The sequence below is a fragment of the Gluconobacter oxydans genome (genome assembly GCF_006539685.1).
Classification (GTDB): Bacteria; Pseudomonadota; Alphaproteobacteria; order Acetobacterales; family Acetobacteraceae; genus Gluconobacter; species Gluconobacter oxydans.
The window spans coordinates 1-3007 of the sequence record NZ_BJNM01000077.1; the positions used below are offsets into that span (position 1 = coordinate 1).

Consider the following 3007-nt stretch of genomic DNA (forward strand, 5'->3'; position numbering starts at 1 on the left):
GGCTGGCGGTCGGTCTGGCCCGGAAGATCGGGCAGCGGATGGAGCGGGAGCGGGAGGCCGAACGCCAGAGGAAGGAACTGGTGCGTCAGGCCGAGATCAAACGCCAGCAGGACGTCCGGGCGGCCGAGGAAGCCCGGAAGGTAGCCGAGAAGGACCGCCAGAAGCAGGTCTCCAAGGAGATCGAGCAGCCGACCTTCAGGCGGTCACGCGATAGAGGACCAAGTATTGGTTTCTAGGTTACAACCCGAATATTATTTTCGTGAATAGGAACATCAGAAGTGAGAAAAACAAAATATCTTTCTGTTTATATAATTTTTCTTTTGATTAATTTAATTTCTGTAGCGCTATGCTTTGCTTTTCACAGCATAGGCTATTCTGATTTTGGTCGATTTTTAGGTTATATTATTGGTGGCGCTGCTGCTTCTTTGAGTCCGACGTATAGCGATGGGTATTTAATTATCGCATCAGCAATAATTATTTACATAGTAGTAAGAAACCCAGCGCTAAAATTTGTTGTATCTGTTGTTTTCTTGCTTATGTATCAAGCATACATATTTCATCATATGGTTGATGAAAGTAAAGTTCTTGGGCAGCCTAGGCCAAACTATTTAGATGGATTTGGTTTTAGACTATACGCTCAAACGATAATACTTTCCATTATGGCGAGTATTGAATGTATTTGGAGAGTTGTCCGCGGGAAAGTCAGTAAGAACAAGAGTTAGTCTCGATCCTGCGACATGTGCCAGACGCGGAGAACCCGCACAGTCTTGGCGACTTCATCAACTTCGTAGAGCAGGACATAGGGATGCACGACGACCCACTCACGGGTGTCGTCCTCACCTTCCCGGCCGATGTTGGGAAACATGGCAAGGTCCGTGGTGGCGTCGATCAGACGGAGCAAAATCCGTTTGGCCGCGTGAGGATTGCGGGGAAGCAGGTAGTCAACGATGGCGGCCCGGTCTGTCAGGGCCTCATCGGACCATTCAACCCGCACGCCGTTCCTCGTGCGGCAGGGCGTCAATAGCTGCCTGAACGCGGGCCAGATCAGCTTTCAGAATTGCCAGCACCTGTTCGGCCGGGACAGCCGGTTTGGTGCTGCTCCGCGCCTTGCGGATCGCAGCTCTTTTGGCAGCCAGTTCGTCGGAAAGATCGGTCATGACGCCCCCCCTTGGAGAAGTTCGAGCTGCATGGGTGGCCGGGTTTCCGCGGCCTGTGCCTTGCGGACGTCCAGCGAGCCGTTCCATGCCACGTGCGGGTTGATGAAATACACGGCGACACCTCGCCCCTGCATCCCTTCGATTTTACGACGTTCGCGGCGGATTACGCCCATTTTTTCCAGTGTGCCCATGATTGTGCTGACATGTTTGGGGGCACATCCGATCCGTTCGGCGAGCTGGTCGCGGGTGAGCAGGACTTCGCCTGTGTCCTGCCGGAGATTAAGCAGCACTAGGTCGAAGGCATGGCGCACCTGATTTGGCCGGTCGTCAGATGGTAACTCGCGGATGGCGTCCCAGATCGTGGCGGTCTGCATACGGCTCAACATGGTGAAACCTCCCGGCCAAAGCCCTTCGGTGGTGTCTGGTCGCGCGGCCTTCTGTAGCGCGTGTGTGGCCCGTGAGATGGCTATACGCGCCTCTCCGGGCAAATGCTTCAGGAGTTCTTCGGACAGGAGCGAGAGTTGCTCGGCCGCCTGTGCAGCTTCCTCCTGTCCGGATCGCTGCGGCTTGGTGGTGAGGCGCACAATCTGGGCCATGTTTCGCTCCCTGTGGAGAACCCGTTTTTAAGTCCCGGAATCCGGGATCAATTAGTCCCAGAATCCGGGACTTAAAACAAGTCATTTTTCTAGGTTCTCTGCGGGGTGTGGCGATCCCTAAGAAAGAGAAAAGAATTTAATCTCTCTGTTGGTCTCTCTTTTTTCGGTGGAAAACTGCCATTTTGGGGTCTGTCCCGGCGCCCTACGGGCGGGCTACGCCGCTCCCGCTCCGCGCTCACCCGGACCCTGTGGCGCCGGCAGAATCGGGCGAGAGAAAATGGCTCAGGAAGCAATGAGGGGCTGGCCGGCTTTCCCATCCCGGTGACGGTCAGGGGATATACCAGCCGCTCAGGTTCCCTTTGGCGTCCAGTTTCGGGAAGCAGACCGTCCGACCCTTCTGGCGTTCCATGGTCCAGCCATCCCCCTTGCACAGGGCCAGCATATCGAGGCTCCCAAGCTGATCGAGGCCATAGGCTCTCTGTCCGGACGGGGTGTTGGCCCAGCTGGCGGCAGCCTCCTGATTCCGGGCTTTCTGGTATCCGTCCGCGTGCCCGGTGTCCCATCCAGCCCGCTGGCCGAAGACATATCCCCCGCCAAACGCCACCAGAACGAGCAGGAAGGCCGTCAGGCCCGTCCAGAGTAGAGATGAACGTATTTCCGCCTGAGCGGCCTGTAGCGCCTTCTGTGAGGCTCCTGTGGCCTGTTTAAGAGCAGCCTTCATTTCGGCCGACAGGGCCTGTTCCTGCTGGTTCCGGGCCGCCTGATCGGACCGGACGGCCCGGAGTAGTCGGTTTGTCTCCGCCATTTCCCGGCCGAGCTGGTCGAACGCGGCCAGCCCGTCATCCAACTCGCGTTCGTCGGTCATGACTGATCAGGTTCCGGCTTCTGCCACCCCTCGAACGCCTTGTGGTCGTGGTCGCGGGTGATGCGTTTCATCAGCTCGTCGATGACCCGGCCGAAGCGTTCATCCTTCCCGGCCGCGTCGATCAGCAACCCACCCAGAATGACCTTGCGCCGGGTGTCCAGCTTGCGTTCCTCGGCGTTCTGTCTGGCGAGCAAAGCCTGATACCGGGCCTTGGCCTGTTCGACCTGCTGTTTCGCCTTCTCGATGGGTGTCATTTTTCCTCCCGCACCAAGTGGGTGCAATGGTCTGTTGTGATTTCCATTCCCGCGTGATCCTGTCGAGGATACCAGATTTTTCAAAGTTTCCTTTATTCCTCGTGGGGTGCAAACAACCCTTGCGACGAAGGAGTG

Annotated in this window: 6 protein-coding genes and 1 pseudogene; 2 read left to right on the forward strand and 5 right to left on the reverse strand. The window is 56.7% G+C overall.

The window, feature by feature from the left end; translation table 11 throughout:
• Together GOX01_RS12510 and GOX01_RS12515 are read left to right on the forward strand one after the other, a co-directional pair.
• Positions 1 to 236, forward strand: a pseudogene (locus GOX01_RS12510) (MobQ family relaxase); the annotation flags it as partial.
• A gap of 42 nt (positions 237 to 278) precedes the next feature.
• The gene (locus tag GOX01_RS12515) at positions 279 to 722 is read left to right on the forward strand and encodes a hypothetical protein (RefSeq protein WP_131973959.1); all 444 of its coding nucleotides are present in this window, start codon (positions 279 to 281) and stop codon (positions 720 to 722) included.
• Here GOX01_RS12515 and GOX01_RS12520 read toward each other — a convergent pair.
• From GOX01_RS12520 to GOX01_RS12535, 5 genes are all read right to left on the reverse strand, one after another.
• Positions 719 to 994 carry a type II toxin-antitoxin system RelE/ParE family toxin gene (locus GOX01_RS12520; RefSeq protein ID WP_062268757.1) on the reverse strand — a complete coding sequence of 92 codons (276 nt, stop codon included), beginning with the start codon at positions 992 to 994 and terminating at the stop codon, positions 719 to 721. The two genes, GOX01_RS12515 and GOX01_RS12520, sit on opposite strands and share 4 nt — an antisense overlap.
• Positions 984 to 1157, reverse strand: coding sequence for a hypothetical protein (locus GOX01_RS12950; protein ID WP_165919977.1), 174 nt, complete (start codon positions 1155 to 1157; stop codon positions 984 to 986). The genes GOX01_RS12520 and GOX01_RS12950 overlap by 11 nt, the downstream gene beginning before the upstream one ends.
• Positions 1154 to 1753, reverse strand: coding sequence for a helix-turn-helix domain-containing protein (locus GOX01_RS12525; RefSeq protein ID WP_040509871.1), 600 nt, complete (start codon positions 1751 to 1753; stop codon positions 1154 to 1156). Before GOX01_RS12525 ends, GOX01_RS12950 begins: the two co-directional genes overlap by 4 nt.
• A 328-nt stretch (positions 1754 to 2081) precedes the next feature.
• On the reverse strand, positions 2082 to 2618 hold the full coding sequence (locus tag GOX01_RS12530; RefSeq protein WP_062268759.1) for a hypothetical protein: 537 nt from the start codon (positions 2616 to 2618) through the stop codon (positions 2082 to 2084).
• Positions 2615 to 2872, reverse strand: a complete 258-nt coding sequence (locus GOX01_RS12535) for a mobilization protein (protein WP_029603324.1) — start codon at positions 2870 to 2872, stop codon at positions 2615 to 2617. Before GOX01_RS12535 ends, GOX01_RS12530 begins: the two co-directional genes overlap by 4 nt.
• Between the last annotated feature and the right edge of the window lie 135 nt (positions 2873 to 3007).